The 15,850-nt window shown below is 62.1% G+C and carries 17 protein-coding genes and 1 pseudogene; 9 read left to right on the top strand and 9 right to left on the bottom strand.

Annotated features, from left to right (window positions below; genetic code table 11):
* The first annotated feature begins 65 nt into the window (after positions 1 to 65).
* Both V1288_RS05765 and V1288_RS05760 read left to right on the top strand, forming a co-directional pair.
* Positions 66 to 599: a Dps family protein gene (locus V1288_RS05765; RefSeq protein WP_334356157.1), complete on the top strand. Its 534-nt coding sequence runs from the start codon at positions 66 to 68 to the stop codon at positions 597 to 599.
* A gap of 366 nt (positions 600 to 965) precedes the next feature.
* Positions 966 to 1,184 carry a hypothetical protein gene (locus V1288_RS05760; protein WP_334356156.1) on the top strand — a complete coding sequence of 73 codons (219 nt, stop codon included), beginning with the start codon at positions 966 to 968 and terminating at the stop codon, positions 1,182 to 1,184.
* 200 nt (positions 1,185 to 1,384) lie between these two features.
* Here the strand turns inward: V1288_RS05760 and V1288_RS05755 are convergent, their stop codons facing one another.
* From V1288_RS05755 to carA, 3 genes are all read right to left on the bottom strand, one after another.
* Complete coding sequence (locus tag V1288_RS05755; RefSeq protein ID WP_334356155.1) at positions 1,385 to 2,017, bottom strand: Crp/Fnr family transcriptional regulator; 633 nt, start codon at positions 2,015 to 2,017, stop codon at positions 1,385 to 1,387.
* Between the two features lie 602 nt (positions 2,018 to 2,619).
* The gene (locus V1288_RS05750; RefSeq protein ID WP_334356154.1) at positions 2,620 to 3,153 is read right to left on the bottom strand and encodes a cupin domain-containing protein; all 534 of its coding nucleotides are present in this window, start codon (positions 3,151 to 3,153) and stop codon (positions 2,620 to 2,622) included.
* Between the two features lie 197 nt (positions 3,154 to 3,350).
* Positions 3,351 to 4,541, bottom strand: coding sequence for a glutamine-hydrolyzing carbamoyl-phosphate synthase small subunit (carA, locus tag V1288_RS05745; protein ID WP_334356153.1), 1,191 nt, complete (start codon positions 4,539 to 4,541; stop codon positions 3,351 to 3,353).
* Between the two features lie 309 nt (positions 4,542 to 4,850).
* On the opposite strand from carA, the gene V1288_RS05740 reads away from it, so the two are divergent.
* Positions 4,851 to 5,306 (top strand): GatB/YqeY domain-containing protein, encoded by a 456-nt coding sequence (locus tag V1288_RS05740; RefSeq protein ID WP_334356152.1) that lies wholly within the window; start codon positions 4,851 to 4,853, stop codon positions 5,304 to 5,306.
* 169 nt (positions 5,307 to 5,475) lie between these two features.
* Here V1288_RS05740 and V1288_RS05735 read toward each other — a convergent pair whose 3' ends face one another.
* Both V1288_RS05735 and V1288_RS05730 read right to left on the bottom strand, forming a co-directional pair.
* On the bottom strand, positions 5,476 to 5,796 hold the full coding sequence (locus V1288_RS05735) for a hypothetical protein (protein ID WP_334356151.1): 321 nt from the start codon (positions 5,794 to 5,796) through the stop codon (positions 5,476 to 5,478).
* Between the two features lie 98 nt (positions 5,797 to 5,894).
* Positions 5,895 to 6,629, bottom strand: coding sequence for a protein-L-isoaspartate(D-aspartate) O-methyltransferase (locus V1288_RS05730; RefSeq protein WP_334356150.1), 735 nt, complete (start codon positions 6,627 to 6,629; stop codon positions 5,895 to 5,897).
* 175 nt (positions 6,630 to 6,804) lie between these two features.
* Between V1288_RS05730 and V1288_RS05725 the strand changes: the two are divergent.
* The 3 genes and pseudogenes from V1288_RS05725 to V1288_RS05715 all read left to right on the top strand — a co-directional run.
* Positions 6,805 to 6,984, top strand: a pseudogene (locus tag V1288_RS05725) (GTP cyclohydrolase I); the annotation flags it as partial.
* Between the two features lie 36 nt (positions 6,985 to 7,020).
* A complete protein-coding gene (locus V1288_RS05720) occupies positions 7,021 to 8,553 on the top strand; it encodes an FAD-dependent oxidoreductase (protein WP_334356149.1) in 1,533 nt (510 codons plus the stop codon).
* 138 nt (positions 8,554 to 8,691) lie between these two features.
* A complete protein-coding gene (locus tag V1288_RS05715; protein WP_334356148.1) occupies positions 8,692 to 10,302 on the top strand; it encodes an acyl-CoA synthetase in 1,611 nt (536 codons plus the stop codon).
* 178 nt (positions 10,303 to 10,480) lie between these two features.
* On the opposite strand, the gene V1288_RS05710 is transcribed toward V1288_RS05715, so the two are convergent.
* From V1288_RS05710 to V1288_RS05695, 4 genes are all read right to left on the bottom strand, one after another.
* Positions 10,481 to 11,362 carry an FkbM family methyltransferase gene (locus V1288_RS05710; RefSeq protein ID WP_334356147.1) on the bottom strand — a complete coding sequence of 294 codons (882 nt, stop codon included), beginning with the start codon at positions 11,360 to 11,362 and terminating at the stop codon, positions 10,481 to 10,483.
* Between the two features lie 275 nt (positions 11,363 to 11,637).
* Positions 11,638 to 12,150 (bottom strand): SRPBCC family protein, encoded by a 513-nt coding sequence (locus tag V1288_RS05705; RefSeq protein WP_334356146.1) that lies wholly within the window; start codon positions 12,148 to 12,150, stop codon positions 11,638 to 11,640.
* Positions 12,151 to 12,176: 26 nt separating this feature from the next.
* Positions 12,177 to 12,638: an SRPBCC family protein gene (locus V1288_RS05700; RefSeq protein WP_334356145.1), complete on the bottom strand. Its 462-nt coding sequence runs from the start codon at positions 12,636 to 12,638 to the stop codon at positions 12,177 to 12,179.
* Entirely contained in the window at positions 12,631 to 12,945 is a 315-nt protein-coding gene (locus V1288_RS05695) for an ArsR/SmtB family transcription factor (RefSeq protein WP_334356144.1), read from the bottom strand. The genes V1288_RS05700 and V1288_RS05695 overlap by 8 nt, the downstream gene beginning before the upstream one ends.
* 117 nt (positions 12,946 to 13,062) lie before the next feature.
* Between V1288_RS05695 and V1288_RS05690 the strand changes: the two genes are divergently transcribed.
* From V1288_RS05690 to V1288_RS05680, 3 genes are all read left to right on the top strand, one after another.
* Entirely contained in the window at positions 13,063 to 14,508 is a 1,446-nt protein-coding gene (locus V1288_RS05690) for an LVIVD repeat-containing protein (RefSeq protein ID WP_334356143.1), read from the top strand.
* 11 nt (positions 14,509 to 14,519) lie between these two features.
* Positions 14,520 to 15,074: a hypothetical protein gene (locus V1288_RS05685; RefSeq protein WP_334356142.1), complete on the top strand. Its 555-nt coding sequence runs from the start codon at positions 14,520 to 14,522 to the stop codon at positions 15,072 to 15,074.
* 153 nt (positions 15,075 to 15,227) lie between these two features.
* Positions 15,228 to 15,845: a LysE family translocator gene (locus V1288_RS05680; protein ID WP_334356141.1), complete on the top strand. Its 618-nt coding sequence runs from the start codon at positions 15,228 to 15,230 to the stop codon at positions 15,843 to 15,845.
* Positions 15,846 to 15,850: the final 5 nt, after the last annotated feature.

Raw genomic sequence — 15,850 nt, 5'->3', positions numbered from 1 at the left:
GATGCGTTAGGTCGTCCGGCGGCCAATGTCCACCGTCGCCAGAGTTCCTAACAGGAAGGTGCAACGTGAGCAAAACCAACAACAAATCCGGCAAGGTATCCCCCGATCTCGACACGCCGACCGACCTGCCGGCGGCCGCCGTCGAGAAGATTTCGACATCCCTCAACACGCTGCTGGCGGACGCCTTCGCGCTTTACCTGAAGACCAAGAACTTCCACTGGCATGTCAGCGGCCGGCATTTCCGCGACTATCATCTGATGCTGGATGAGCAATCGGAAGCGATCTTTGCCACCACCGACCAACTCGCCGAACGGGTGCGCAAGCTCGGCGGCATCACGCTGCGTTCGATCGGGCAGATCGCCAAGCTGCAGACCATCCAGGACAACAACGAGGCCTATGTGCCGCCGCGCGAAATGCTGCGCGAACTGATGGAAGACAACAAGCACATGGCGGCGGCGATGCGCAAGGCGCACAAGTTGGCCGATGACAATGAGGACACGGGCACCGCTCAACTGCTCGAATTGTTCATCGACGAGACCGAGCGCCGTACCTGGTTCCTGTTCGAGGCCAGCCGCCAGGAAGGCGCCAACGCGGCGTGAGCGGGCGACATTGTTTGCGTAAGGCGGGTTAGCGAAAGCGTAACCCGCCATTTCTCGCAACTGGTGGATTACGCTTGCGCTAATCCACCCTGGGATTTCCGCGGTTGCCGCAAACATGCGCGAAAAAAACGCGCGTCTTTAGATTGTGCTGCAAGATTCCGATAATCAATTTAAGCGAGCCTGTGCGAGGCGCCGTTATGATGAAAGCCGCCCGATGAGCCCGTGCAGGATGATGCGGACGCAGCCGGGCCGTGCGTTATATTGGCTGTTCTGGTTTGGAATCGAACGATGCAGAAAGTGATTGAATTCCCTGGTGGCGCTGAAGCCGTGTCGAGACCGACAGCGCCGCCGCCCATGGAGCCGATATTGGCGGTGGTCGATTCATTGGCCCGCACCCTCGATTGCATCAAGACCATGTGCGCGACCGAGCCGACCGGGCCGATCCGCGACAAGCTGGAGATCGAACGAACAAATCTCGTCATCGGGCTTTTCGTCGCGCGGGTCGCCGCGATGCGGCTGTCTTCCGGCGAGCCGGCAGGCGATGTTTCAGTTAACTCTAACTTGCCGATCGCCAGCCAGGGGTGACGGCAGCGTTGCTGGCTGATCTAGCCTTGAAACAATTAAATCAATTTGGATCAACTCATGAAGTGTCGCGGTGATCTCCGCGGCGGAGCAGGCCTTGGGCAGGGAGCGTCTGCCCTCGGGCAGGTCGCTATCGATGATCCCGGCACGCCCTGACGTCGCAGCGCGGCCCTGGTCAATTCGTTTCTGAAGCAGGAAGAAATTTACTCGAGCGGGCCCAGCAATTCCTCGTACCGCTTCTCGATGCGCTCGTAACAGTCGCATGAGACGGCGTGCAGTCCCTCGGCGTCGAGGATCGAGATGCGGCCGCGGCCGATCTGGATGAGACCGGCATTCTGCAGGGTGCGCTCGACCAGATTGATGGTGGTGCGCTGAACCCCGAGCATTTGCCCGAAAAACTCCTGGGTCAGGCGGATATCGTTGCTGCCCAACCGTCTCCGGCACTGCAGGAGCCAGCGCGCGGCCCGGTTTTCCACCTGGTGCAGCGCCTGGCACGCGGTCGATTGCTGCGACTGCGCGAGCAAGGAGAGATCGAACAGTGCAACGATCTTTCGAAAGCTGTCGCTCGCACGTCCGACACGGTGAACTTCCGCAGCGGGGATTTTCACGGCTTCGCCGGCGACCTGGACGATCGAATCCGCGAACGAGGTCGTGATGCCGTGGATGGAAGAGGAGCCGATCATGCCCTCGCGCCCGACGATGGAGGTCTCGGCGGTCGCGCCCTGCTCGGTGGTTGCGAGAACGGAAATGATGCAGGACCGCGGGAAATAGGCAAACTCGATATCCAACGACGAGCTGTGGAGCAGCTCGCCATGGTCGACCGTTATCGTCCGCATGTGAGGCTTCAGCAGGGCCAGCGCTGAAGCATCCAGCAACCTCAGAAGGTGATTTTCAGCGGCCACGGGAGCTCCTGCGCAACATAGGCGGGAGCTTCAACTCTCTCTGTCACCGATGCCCTGGTACGAATTCGGCGATAGACCCACAATGGGCGCGACTAACGGCAATAGCTAATTAATTCTGGGTGGATAGTCGGGTATCGGACAGTTCGACTGATATATTTATCACAATTATGCCAAGTGTCGGGTACTGGACGGATCGAAGGCCGTTTTCACGGGTTAAATTGCGCCTTGTGAAGGTTGTCGGCGGGTGAATTGCAAGCGCCGATAGGTTCCAACTCAACGCTGGGTGAGTGTCATGCTAGCCCCGGAAAGACCCCCTCCAGAGCTTCTGCCGATGCGGCCGCGTTGCCCCGATTGCGAGGCGCGGATGATCACGACAGCCGTTTCGGATGGGCCGGAAGGTTTGGAACGACGCAGGTTCGAATGCTCAAAATGCGGCCACATCGAAACCAGGACGGTGGTGTACGATCCGCTGGAATCCAACGCCGTGGGCTGGACCGAAGGCGAATTGCGGCCGCCCAAATGACGCTCGCAGTCGTCTAAGCCGCGCTGCCCTTCCATAGCCGGACCAGCGGGCCATCTTCTCCCCGCACCGGATCGGTCTTCGGCAGCTTTACTTCCGGGATGGTCTTCAGCGCCTTGGCATGGTTCTCCGGCGTCGGCCGCGTGATCTGCATCGGTGGTCCGGGCGGATAGGCGCCGATCACGCAAAAGTCTTGGCTTGCCGAGATCAATTGATGTCCGGTGCCCGCGGGCAGGATGGCAACGTCGCCGGCTGAGATATCGAGTGGCTTGCCATGGTCACCGCCGAACTGCACCCGCGCACTTCCTCGGGCAACGCCTAATGCTTCATGCACGGTCGAGTGATAGTGCAGATAATCATAGACGCCGTTGCGCCACATCGCGCCCCAGCCATTGGCGCCGAACAGTCCCTCGATGGTCTTTTCCGGGTGATCGTTGGCGACGTCGACCGCGCCCTTGTAGACCAGGAACGGCAGGGGATTGTTGGGCACGAGGCCGTCATCCTCGAAGATGAAAGTGAGCGGCTCGATATCGGCGCTGGCGACGGACATGGGGGTCTCCACGAGTCGCAGGAATCGTAGGGTGGGCAAAGGAGCGTTAGCGACGTGCCCACCATTGCTTTAACGCGTACAAAATGGTGGGCACGCTGCGCTTTGCCCACCCTACGATTCCACGTTCTACAACTTCAAACCGTTGTCTGCCGCTCACGTTCCCTTCGGAATCTCGAAAACCAGGCACGAGGCTGGCCCTACGCGCGCTTGTTCGCCCGCATCAGGTCCGCAAATCGCTTGAACAGATAGTGCGAGTCGCGCGGGCCCGGCGAGGCCTCGGGATGGTACTGCACCGAGAACACCGGCTTGCCCTTCAGTTCGATGCCGCAATTGGAGCCGTCGAACAGCGAGATGTGGGTCTGTGTCGCGCCCTCCGGCAGCGTGTCCTGGTCCACGGCAAAGCCGTGGTTCATGGAGGTGATCTCCACCTTGCCGGTGGTCTCGTCCTTCACCGGATGATTGGCGCCGTGATGGCCCTGGTGCATCTTTTTCGTTTTGGCGCCGACGGCGAGGCCCAGCATCTGGTGGCCGAGGCAGATGCCGAAGGTCGGCGTGCCCGAGGAGATCACCTGCTGGATGACAGGCACCGCGTATTTGCCGGTCGCGGCCGGATCGCCCGGGCCGTTGCTCAGAAAAACGCCGTCCGGCTTCATCGCCAGAATGTCTTCGGCCGATGTCGTCGCCGGCACCACCGTGACCTTGCAGCCTTCACCGGCGAGTAGCCGCAGAATGTTGCGCTTGATGCCGTAGTCGATCGCGACCACGTTGAACTCCGGCCCGTTCTGCCGGCCAAAACCCTTTTCCCAGACCCATGGCGTCTCGTCCCAGGTGAAACGCTGGCCGGAGGTCACCATCGGCACCAAATCCATGCCTTCGAGGCCGGGCCATTCGCGGGCCTCTTCCTTCATACCGTGCAGATCGAACTCGCCATTTTTGGCGTGGGCGATCACCGCATTCGGCATGCCCTTGCTGCGGATCAGCGCGGTGAGCGCGCGGGTGTCGATGCCGGAGAGGCCGATGATGCCGCGGGCGCGCAGCCACTGATCGAGATGTTTGGTCGCGCGGTAGTTCGAGGGATCGGTGATCGCGGTGCGCAGGATCACGCCGCGCGCGCCGGGCGTCGCCGCCATGTTCACGGTCTCGATGTCTTCCTCGTTGGTGCCGACATTGCCGATATGCGGGAAGGTGAAGGTGATGATCTGCCCGGCATAGGAGGGGTCGGTGAGGATCTCCTCATAGCCGGTCATCGCGGTGTTGAAGCAGACCTCGCCGACGGCGTGGCCTTCCGCGCCGAGGCCAAAACCCTCCAGCACGGTACCATCGGCAAGCACGAGGAGCGCGGTCGGTTTGTGGTCCGGCCAGGCTGAGGCGTTTTCAGATGTTGTCATGAGCGCACTTCATAGTCGCAAGCGCCCCCGCGCGTCAAAGCCGGAAGGCCAGGAAAAGCCGAAGAAAACCGGCTATTCACATGCGTTTGCCGCATAGTTGACCGCCGGTTCCGCGGTTTGGCTGGCGCTTTTCCCGTTTTTTCGCCAAATCAGTCCCTATCCGGACCCCGCGAACGGATAGTTCGGCGCTGATCTCGCCCGTTCCCGGCGACATTAGCCGGCCCTTGCGGATCAGCCCCTAGGTGGACGCGGAATCTTCATATAGACCAAGGGCCTTTCCGGCGGCGCCATTCCCAGTGAGGCTAACCCATGCTGCGCGACGACATTAACAATGCGGTCAAGGACGCCATGAGGGCGAAGGAGGAGCGAAAGCTCTCCACGCTGCGCATGGTGAATTCGACCATCAAGAACGCCGATATCGATGCGCGCGGGCAGGGCAAGCCGCCGCTCTCGGACGCGGACCTGCTCGGCCTCCTGCAGAAGATGATCAAGCAGCGCCAGGAATCGGTCGAGCTGTACGACAAGGGCGGCCGCGCCGAACTCGCCGCGCAGGAGCGCGAGGAGATCGCCATCATTTCCGCCTACCTGCCGAAGCAGATGTCGGAGGATGAGATGAAGGCCGCGATATCAGCCGCGATCGCCGAGACCGGCGCCGCCGGCATGAAGGACATGGGCAAGGTGATCGGCGTGCTGCGCGCAAAGTTCGCCGGGCAGATGGATTTCGGCAAGGCGAGCGGCTTGGTGAAGGCGGCGCTGACGGGATGAGTTCTTTTCAGCACGAGTCCTCAGATATTACCCTGGGCCCCGTTCAGGTTGCGAATTCAGTGCGTCCGCGGACAAGGCTTGTCCGCGGACGCTGAAGACCGCGCCGGATCAGTAGCGATTTCCGGGTTATGGACGCCCGTGAACAGCTATCTCTTTGTTGCTCGCAGTTTTAGTCGCAGACGCGCTGCCTGCGCGTGATCCTGCGGCCGTCGTCCCGTTCAATCGTGGTAGTCTCCATGCGGCAGCGTTGTCGCGGGCCGACGCTGATACCACCTGGGCCGACGCCAACTGTAGTGTCTGAGTCATAGCGGCGACGGTCCCTGTAATAGCGGTCGTCGCGGTCCCGCCCGACCTGAACATCGACTTGGGCCATCTTGACGCCTTGCTTGACGTCTTGTTGCTTGACGTCTTGGGCCTTGGCCGGAGTAACGAGCGGGGCAGTCGTCAGCACGGCTGCGGCTGCCGCCACGGCAAGAGCGATCTTCATCATGTGGGGTCCTCCCTGGCTTGATTTGGAAGTTCAACGGGCGCGAACACCGGGGGTTCCATGGGCGACAAGTCTGGCCTGTTCCGCGAAGAACCGGATCGTTATCGGCTTTGTGAACGCGTAAAGGGCACGAAGCGCACGGGGACCACCGCGCGGGTCGTCGTCTTGTCAGGGGCAGTTTTTTCGACGACGGTGAGGTGCTGAGTGCCGTACTCGGCTCCCACCGGCATCACGAGCCGACCACCCACTTTAAGCTGCTCGATCAGCGGCGGCGGTACCTGCCCGAGTGCGGCGGTCACCACGATGGCGTCAAAAGGACCGCATTCGGGCCAGCCAGCATAGCCGTCGCCAAGCCTGACGCTCACGTTGTCATACGCGAGGTCTCTGAGTGCTTTGGCGGCGGTCTCAGCCAATTGCGGGACAATCTCGATGGTGCAGACCTTTCGCGCCAGGTGCGCGAGGATGGCGGCCTGGTAGCCCGAACCCGTACCGACTTCGAGCACAACATGATCGGGCGCGACCTCGGCCAACTGGGTCATCAAGGCTACGATGAACGGCTGCGACATCGTCTGGCCGAGGCCGATCGGTAGAGGCCTGTCCGCGTATGCGATCGAGCAAGATCGCTCGGAAATGAACAGATGGCGTTTCGTTTGCCCCATGGCCTCAAGGACCCGGTCCGAAAAAGCCTGTTGTCCCAAAACGTCGGCATGGGACCGGCCGTAGGCCTTGATGGTCTCGACCATGGCGGCGCGTTCGTGGACGCATTGTGCGTCCTGGGCGGTCGCGTCCCGCGCGGCGGCAACGATGAAAAGCACCAGCAGCAGCATGGTCTTCATGATTGTGCTCCCGTCGGTCCACGCTTCCCGTCGACCGCTTGAGCGCAATGAGAGGATTCGACCGATCAGCCGTTGTGCGAAACACGGCGTCCAGCGAATGACCGCAACGCGTTCAGGCGGTCCTCCAGCAGGTCTTGATACCATGCCTGCATAGGGCTGGTAAGCTGACCTCTCCTCACGCACCATCAACGATGTCCTGGAACCGCAGGGCGTCGGCGTAATTAATCAAGGCGTCGCATCACTGCATGACGACGCGCGGCGTGCACAAGCCGAACACCGACCCCGCGAGCCCCATGCCGGGCGCTTTCGCGACAACGCGGTGACCCGTCAGGAACTCTCGGGAATGGCGACGTAGCGCAACGCAGCGGAGGAAGATGCAGCGGAGGAAGAAATGACCGATCAGCAAGCGCCGCCCGCCGGTCCCGATCTTTCAAAAGGCATAGCCCCGTCCGAATTCGCCGGCGAGATGTTGCTTGGCCATGTCGGCGATGACGAAGTGTTGCTGGTGCGATCGGGCTCGGAGATCTTTGCGATCGGCGCCCATTGCAGCCATTATCACGGGCCGCTCGCCGACGGCCTCATCACCGGCGAGGGCGTCCGTTGTCCCTGGCACCACGCCTGTTTCGATCTGCGCACCGGCGAAGCCATCCGCGCGCCCGCGCTCAGTCCGATTGCGGTCTGGAAGGTCGAGCAGCAAGACGGTCGCATCCTCGTTCGGGAAAAGCGTGAACAGCCGCAAGTCAAGCCGCGGGTGAAGGGCGCCATCGATGCGCCCGGCAGGATCGTGATTGTCGGCGGCGGCGCGGCGGGCTTTGCCGCAGCCGAGATGCTGCGGCGGCAGGATTATCGCGGCAGCCTCGTGATGCTGAGCAATGAGGCCGCAGCACCCCTGGACCGGCCGAACCTGTCAAAAGACTATCTCGCCGGCAGCGCGCCGGAGGACTGGGTGCCGCTGCGGCCGGATGATTTCTACACCGATGCGAAGATCGACCTGCGGCTCAGCACCGAGGTGACGTCCATCGATACCGACGCACGCCACGTCGTCACGGCCGGCGGCGAGACCATCCCCTACGACCGCTTGCTGCTGGCGACCGGCGCGGAGCCGGTGCGCCTGCCGATACCGGGCGCGGACCAGCCGCATGTGCACGTGCTGCGCTCGCTGGCCGATAGCCGTGCGATCATTGGGTTGGCCGATGGCGCGCGGCGCGCGGTCGTGATCGGCGCGAGCTTTATCGGGCTCGAAGCCGCGGCGTCGTTGCGCGCCAGAAATCTCGAGGTCCACGTCGTCGGGCTGGAGCAACGGCCGATGGAGCGCGTGCTGGGACCCGAGCTGGGCGACTTCGTCCGTGCCCTGCACGAAGAGCATGGCGTTATCTTTCATCTCGGCGACACCGTGACCGCGATCGACGGCAAGCGCGCGATGCTCAAGAGCGGCGCAGCCATCGAGGCCGACATCGTGGTGGTCGGCGTCGGCGTGCGCCCCCGCCTTGAATTGGCGGAGCGAGCAGGACTGGCGATCGATCGCGGCGTCACCGTCAACGCGTATCTCGAGACCAGCGTCCCCGGCATCTACGCGGCGGGCGACATCGCGCGCTGGCCCGATCCGCATTCCCTCGAGACCATTCGTGTCGAACATTGGGTGGTGGCCGAGCGTCAGGGCCAGACCGCCGCGCGAAACATGCTGGGGCAGCGCGAGCCGTTCCATGCGGTGCCGTTCTTCTGGAGCCAGCACTACGATGTGCCGATCAATTATGTCGGCCACGCCGAGAAATGGGACGAAATCGCCGTCGACGGCGACATCGCCGGCAAGGATTGCCTGCTGCAGTACAAGAGCCGCGGCCGTGTGCTCGCCGTTGCCTCTATCTATCGCGACATCGCAAGTCTCGAAGCTGAGCTGGCGATGGAGAAGGCGCGGGCGCCTTGAGTCAGGGTGACAAAACATCGCTCCGAAACATCGTTCTACGTCAAGCCCGGGGCTTGTCCCGGGCATCCACGTCTTTAAACTTGCCTGCAAGCAAGAACGTGATTGGCCCGATGACGAGGAACGGAAACAACAAACGCCATGCTCACCGAAGCCGCAACCTACGACGAGCTCTACCGCAACTTCCGCTGGAGCATTCCCGGGCGTTTCAACATGGCGACTGCGTGCTGCGACCGCCACGCCGACGGCACCAGGCGGCTGGCGCTGATCTATGTCGATGAAGCCGGCGCGACCACGCGCACCTCGTTCGACGAGGTCGCGGAAGCCTCGCGCCGTTTTGCCAACGTCCTGAAAGCCGACGGCCTTTCGCGCGGCGACCGCGTAGCGGTGTTTCTTTCGCAGTCCCTTGAATTGCCGATCGCGCATCTCGCGGCGTTCCGCTCCGGCATGGTCTCGATCCCGCTGTTTGCGCTGTTCGGCGAGGATGCGCTGGAATTCCGTCTGTCGAATTCCGAGGCCAAGGCTGTTGTCACCGACGAGAGCGGCTGGGAGAAGCTTGCAAAAATCCGCGACCGTCTTCCCGCGCTGAAGAACGTTTATGTGATCGGCGGGAAGGCGCCAGCCGGAACAAAACCGTTCTGGCCGCAGCTTGAGGCGGCATCGGCGGATTTCGCGACCGTGGATACCTCGGCCGACGACCCCGCACTGATCATCTACACGTCGGGCACCACGGGAAATCCAAAGGGCGCGCTGCACGCCCACCGCGTCGTGCTCGGCCATCTGCCGAATGTCGAGATGTGCCACAATTTCCTGCCCCGCCCCGGCGACCTGATGTGGACGCCGGCCGATTGGGCCTGGATCGGCGGGCTGATCAATGCCCTGTTGGCGTTCTGGTATCACGGCATTCCGCTGGTCGGCCATCGCGCGCGCAAATTCGAACCACAGGCGGCGATGGCGATGATGGCGGAACTTTCCATCCGCAACACGTTCCTGCCGCCGACCGCGCTGAAACTGATGCGGCAGGCCGGCGTGAAAAATCCCGGCGTCAAGCTGCGCAGCATCTTCACCGGCGGTGAATCGCTCGGCGGCGAGCTGCTGGGCTGGGTGCGCGAAACCTTTGGCATCGATGCGCACGAAGTGTTCGGCCAGACCGAATGCAATCTCGTGATCGGCAGCAATTCGAACCTGTTTCCGCTTCGGCCCGGATCGATGGGCAAGGCGACGCCGGGCTTCGACGTCCGCATCGTCAACGACAAAGGCGAGGAACTGCCGCGCGGCGAGCGCGGCATCATCGGCGTGCGCCAGCCGTGTCCCTGCACCATGATCGAATACTGGAAGAATCCGGAAGCGACGGCGAAGAAATATGCCGGCGAGTTTCTCTTGACCGGCGATCTCGGCGTGCAGGATCAGGACGGCTATTTCTGGTACGTCAGCCGCGAGGACGACGTCATCACCACCGCCGGCTATCGCGTCGGCCCCTCCGAGATCGAGCACACGCTGATGAAGCATCCGGCGGTTGCGATGTCGGCGGTGGTCGGCATCCCCGATCCGATCCGCACCGAGTCCATCAAGGCCTGGATCGTGCTGCGCCCGGGCTTTGCGGCGAGCGATGAACTGGCGCGCGAGATCCAGGATTTCGTCAAGGTGCAGCTCGCCGCCCACGAATACCCGCGCTTCGTGCAGTTCGCCGACACGCTGCCGATGACGGCGACGGGCAAGGTGCTGCGACGCGAGTTGCGGGCGCTGGGGTAGGGCGCGCTACCGCCGTCGTCGCAAACCCTCACCGTCGTCCCTGCGAACGCAGGGACGACGGCGAGAGGCTGGACCTTGACCAAGATCAACACTCCTCCCGCGCGTGCTGCCTCAATACCCGCAAACCAAACGGAGGAATCGATGACATCGGTTTCCGACAAGGCCGATCCGGAGCGTGTCAGAGGCAGAGAATGTTCTCCTCAAAACCAAGCGCATCGCGATTGATCGGTCGCAAATGCGTGGCATCAAGGCAACGGTAACCGAAATCTTCAAGGCGTTCGATAATCCGTCGGCCGTCGAGCGGCTCAGGGCGATCCAGATCGGTGAGGACTTCGCACAGGATCGGGACTTTGCGGCCGCCTTTTGCCAGCACGCCTTGCATGCCGTCGAATACCTCAGCCTCGAAACCTTCGACGTCGATCTTGATCAGGCCGACGCGATCGAGATCGATTTTCCGCTCACACGCGTAGTTATCGAAGGCGATAACCTCAACGGTGATATTTTCCGTGAGTTCGCGGGCGTGGTCGAGAAAGCCGGCGGCAAGCGAACTCGACCCAATATTGGTGTCGTAATTGTCGAAATTTTCGGCGCGCGGCGTGACAACGGCCATCGTGAAGGCGCCCGGCCGCGCGCCGCAGGCAACCTGGTTGGCAATGACTCGATAATCGGGATTGAGCTCGGCGAGCCGTTGGACAAAGGAAAAATATTGCGGCACCGGTTCGAAGGCGTGCACCTCTCCGCTCTTGCCCACGAGCGACAAGGAATAGGCCGACCAGTAGCCGCAGTTGGCGCCGATATCGATGAAGGTGTCGCCGGCAGCGAGGCAGCGCTTGAAGATGCGTTCAAGAAACATTTCGTGGGTATGGAAAAGATACTTCTTCATCATGCGATGCAATGACATGTCGATCTCGTAATGCACGCCGTTGAAGCGCCTCGTCGCGAGGCCCGTGGGCGGCGTCCTGAACTGCTCCATCGCGCGGCGGCGCACGATATCAGCAAAGCCCAAGGGATCGCTCGGCGCGTACTTCAAGAGGAAGCGGACGGTCTTCGGAACAAGCATGGCGGCGGCCTCACAAGCATAATGTTGCAGAGTGGGGCAGTCTCAGTCCAGCAGTTGGCCGATCTGTGGCGTCAATCGCGCCGGAACCGGTAAGCCTGGACCGATTTACGTGGGTGTGACTTGTCGTGGTGGCGCTTTCGGACTTGGCGCAATCCCCGCCTTCCAACGTGGGGCCCATAGCCACCGGCGTCCATTGCCTTGCGCGTGGCTAGCGGTTCTTTCTTTTCCATAACAAAATCACGGCGCATGGTTCCGGCGTTCGCGGGAACATATTGCTACGGCGTCCCGATCCCCATCTCCTTCAGCGCGGCCAGCATCCGTTCCGGCGGTTGCATCTCGATTGCCAGCGCGTTGCCGGTTTCCAGCAGGCTCTTCAGGCTGGAGAGGATCGCCGGCCAGCCGGTGCGGCCACCCGAAAGGATATCGTCACTGATCTCTCGGTCGTGCGACTGCAGCATCGTCAGCTTCACCGCGTCACCCGCCTGCTCGATCTCGTAGGTGACAAGCGTCGGGCCGAGCTTTTCCACCAGTGCCGGCCAGTTGACGTTGAAGGTAACGGTGAGCTTCCTTGGCGGTTCGCACTCGATCACCTCACCCGAAATATGCAAGGCGCCGTCCGGCGTGCGCATGATGAAGGCGCCGCCGATCCTCTGATCGACCTCGACCGCATGGCCGGAAAAATATTGTCGGCTGAACTCGGCGCTGGTCAGAGCCTCCCATACCTTCTCAGGTGTCGAGGCGATGTAGATCGCATAAACGATCGCGGGTTTGAATTTTTCGATGTTCATGTCGGTGCGAATCCTTCGGTAGATTTTCATCGTGTCTTGCCGAGCGCTTCAGGTGGGATGCTGACCACGTGGCCGGTTTCGAGCAGGCTCTTGAGGCCGGAGAGGATGGCAGGCCATCCCTTGGAAACGGCACCGAGCAGCTTGCCGCCCTCCACGAAACCTTCGTGCGTCACGGTCAGCTTCACGATCTTCTCATAGGGCTCGATAGTGAATACGACCGTCGTCACGGGTTCGTCGCGCATTTCCTCGAAGCGCTGGTGCTTGAAGGTGTAGGACAGAAGCCGCGCCGGGTCGGCTACGAGGATCTCGCCGGAGTCGGTGGTCATGCCGTCCGTGACCAGCGCAAACGGCGAACCCACTTTCCAGTTGGACCTTACCTCGGTGCCGAACCAATAGCGTTTGCTGAACTCGCTGGACGTCAGTGCCTCCCACAATTTCTCCGGCGTGGTCTCGATATAGGTGACGTAGACAAATTCCGGCTTACTCATCACGCTTCTCCAACTTTCGTTTCAACTCGCTGAGGGCGCCAAGTTTCCCGCGCTCGAATTTCTTGATCCAGCGTTCGCCGATCTGATGGATCGGAACCGGATTGATGTAGTGCAGCTTCTCGCGGCCATGCCTCAGCGTAGTGACGAGGTTGGCCGCTTCGAGAATCCCAAGGTGTTTTGTGACCGCCTGCCGCGTCATGGCGAGGCCGTCGCAAAGTTCGTTCAGCGTCTGTCCGCCTCTTACGTGAAGCCGGTCCAACAAAGAGCGCCGCGACGCATCGGCAAGCGCTTTGAAGACTTCATCCATGGGCGAGATAGTAGGCAACCAAATGGTTGCATGTCAAGGTGTGTTTTGGCGCAGCCTGCCGCTGTGTTATCGTGCGCTCAGCCAGCGCAGATTGGCCTTGAACAGTCGGGGTGGAACATGAGCAGTCGCCTTAAACTCGCAGCCTCATTCTCTATCCTTTTCCTTGCAAGCTCGGGCATCACTTGCGCGCAGCCGCAAGTGATCGGCGCACCGCCTGAAGCCCTCAACATGAAGCTGGTCGGAACCAGCGACCTGCAGGCGCGCAGCGCCTATCAGCCGACCATTCATCATCAGGGCGACCGCTGGATCGCCTATATCGGCCATCACGGCGGCAGCGACGATATTCCGGCGCCGGTCAATCCGCTAACGGGCAAGACTGAGCCGAACGGCACGTCGATCGTCGATGTCACCGATCCTGCGCAGCCCAAATATCTGCGCCATCTTCCGGGCCAGGAAGGCAAGTATGAAGCCGGCGGCGCGCAGATGGTGCGGATTTGCGACGGCAAGGCGCTGCCGAAAGGCGATCGCAACGCGGTCTATATGCTGCGGACCTTTGGCGGCGAGGCGCATGAGATCTGGAACGTCGCCGATCCCGCCAATCCCGTGCTGGTCACGCGGATTGCGGGATTAAAGGACACGCACAAGAACTGGTGGGAGTGCGACACCGGCATTGCCTTCCTGGTATCGGGCGCGCCCGACTGGCGCACGCGCCGCATGACGCAGGTCTACGATCTCTCCGATCCCGCGCGCCCGCAAAAAATCCGCGATTTCGGCCTTCCCGGCCAGGAGCCCGGTTCGACGGGGGCAGTGCCGACGGAGCTGCATGGACCGATCTCGACGGGCCCTTCCGGCAATCGGATCTATTTCGGCTACGGCACCAACAAGGGCGGGGTCCTGCAGATCGTCGATCGCGAGAAGCTGCTCAATGGCCCGAGGGAGCCGACCGCCGACAATCTGCGTTCGCCGGAAATTGCGCGGCTGGCGATGTCGGCCTTCAACGGCGCCCATACGACGTTTCCGATGCTGGGCATGCCGATTGCGGAATTTGCCAAAGACAAGGATGGCAAGACCCGCGACATCGTCATGATCGTCGATGAAGCGATCCTGAACGAATGCAACGAGCCGCGGCAGATGGTGTGGTTCGCCGACGTCACCGTCGAGAACCGGCCGATGATGATATCGAGTTACACGGTGCCGGAAGCAAGCGGGGCGTTCTGCGAACGGGGAGGGCGGTTCGGTGCGCATTCCTCCAACGAGAGCATGGCGCCGGTCTTCTACAAGAAGATGGCGTTTATATCCTTCTTCAATGCGGGCGTGCGCGCGCTCGACATTCGCGATCCCTATCATCCCACCGAGGTCGGCTATTTCATTCCGGCGATCACGGCGGCGACCGACAAGCGCTGCGTCAAGATCGATGGCAAGGATCGCTGCAAGGTCGCAATCCAGACCAACAATGTCGAAACCGACGAGCGCGGCTACATCTACATCGTCGACCGTGCCAATACCGGCCTGCACATTCTGGAACTGACCGGCCAGGCGCGCGCCGTCGCCGGTCTGCCGTGAGACCGCCGGCGATGCGGCGCTGGCCGCTCATTGCATTCGCCGTCATGGCACTCGGTGCGCTGCCGGGCGCTGCGGCCTATCAACACGTCGCGCCGCACCGAGAGGAACAGAAAGCCGACTGGCGGGAAATCGCCTGGCCCTTCCCGCGGGACGGCTGGCCTGCCGGCAAGGCCTTCCACTGCGAGGGAGCTGTGTGCGGCGGGGATGTCGCGATCTATGTGCGGCCGAAGATGGGGTTCTGCAATTGCGACCGCGGCGTCACCGACGACGACGAGGTCGATCGCGTCGCCGATCTCGACCTGATGAGTCCGCATTTTGCGCCGCTCGCGCCGGGCGATGTGGTCCGTGTCGCCGATATGACCGGGCGGATCAGGGTTTATGATCTCAAAATGTCTGATGGTTCGCGGCACACCGCGATCGGCGTCGCAGTCTCGCGCCGCTGCGATCTCCTTGTCGCGGTCGCGCACGCCGAGGGTGATGCGCCCGAGGTGCGACGCGCGGCGCTGGCGTTTCTGGCGAGCAGCGAAATGACGCGCTGGATGACGGCCGCGATGGAAGGGCGGTGAAACAATTCAGTCATGGCCGGGCAAAAGCGCGAAGCGCGTCTTCGCGCTAGATGTCCCGGCCGTCCACGTCTTTTTATCGGGCGCGCTTTGCGATAAGACGTGAATGGCCGGGACAAGCCCGGCCATGACGTTTCTCCCGCCGGAGTTCTACCCATGTCCCTTCAAGCCTATCTCGCCTTTGTCGCCGCCTGCATCGCGCTGGCGCTGTTGCCGGGTCCGGTGGTCACGCTGTTGATTGCGAACGGCCTGCGGCACGGCACCCGCGCGGCGCTGATCAATTGCGCCGGCGCGCAGACCGGCCTCGCCATCGTGATCGGGATCGTCGCGATTGGACTGACCTCGCTGATGGCGACCATGGGCTACTGGTTCGACTGGGTGCGCTTTGCCGGTGCGGCCTATCTGATCTGGCTCGGCATCAAGCTGATCCGTTCGCCTGTCGAAGGTCTCAACGCCGATGAACCGCCGCCTCCGCCGCGCGGGGGCTTCTTTCTGCAGGGCTTTCTGGTGTTGCTCTCAAACCCGAAAGTGCTGGTGTTCTTTGGCGCGTTCATTCCGCAGTTCATGGACATGGAGAAGGACCACCTTCCACAGGTGGCGCTGCTCGGTGTCACCTTCATGGTGATCGCGGCCTCGACCGATTCGGTCTACGCGCTGTTGGCCGGCCGGGCGCGGCTGTTCTTCTCCAAGCAGCGCACAAGGTTGCTGTCGCGCGTCTCCGGCGGCTTCATGATCGGCGGCGGCATCTGGCTGGCGCTGACGCGGGCGAAGTAAATTCG

This window comes from Bradyrhizobium sp. AZCC 2176 (assembly GCF_036924645.1).
In the GTDB taxonomy this organism is placed as follows: domain Bacteria; phylum Pseudomonadota; class Alphaproteobacteria; order Rhizobiales; family Xanthobacteraceae; genus Bradyrhizobium.
This window is presented reverse-complemented; position numbering and strand designations above follow the sequence as displayed.